Annotated in this window: 1 pseudogene; it reads left to right on the top strand. The window is 45.5% G+C overall.

Annotation, left to right across the window (positions count from 1 at the left end):
- A pseudogene (locus tag ACS8FD_RS22130) lies at positions 1-616 on the top strand (hypothetical protein); the annotation flags it as partial.

Below are 616 nucleotides of genomic sequence, written 5' to 3'. Positions count from 1 at the left end.
AACGACGCTATAAACTTAGATAAACAACCCCCTTTAATCGATACGACAGATACTATTTATGCTAATCCATCTGACTATCGTGACTCAGACACTTCTGAGAGTCGTTTAAAAGGCCGTACTCGTAACCCGAGGAATAATCTGATAGTAAAGGTCTTGCTATTGATTGGCGCACTGCTCGCCATCGGGCTAGCATGGGTATTCGTCATCAAGCCTAATTATCTAACCGCTGCACCTGTAGGGCCAGTTGCTGATATACCTGTCAAAGCTGAGCCGACAACTGAGCCTGCCGTAGAAGATTTATCACCAGTGGAGCTATTGGTTGTGATAGATGACAGTGGGAATATATATACTTGTACCGCGACTGTAGGGGATACAGTGTTACAAAATGCGCTGAATCAAGCCTTACACGTCAGCTTTGGAGAGCAAGCAAATTCTTGTATGCTAGAAGTAAAGCAAGGTGTTGCTAAGCGTTTATCCAACATCGATGTAGAAGCGTTGCCCCGTGTATTCACGCTACTGCGCGCAGTTCCTTTTGCACGATTACAACTACAGAACGCCGCGCTTAACCTAGAAGTACCGGATGACGTATTACTCCAACGCCTAGTGACTGATGTAC

This window comes from Psychrobacter sp. 1U2, from assembly GCF_051847575.1.
Note: the sequence above shows the minus strand (reverse complement) of the source record. Positions and strands in the feature narration are given on the sequence as shown.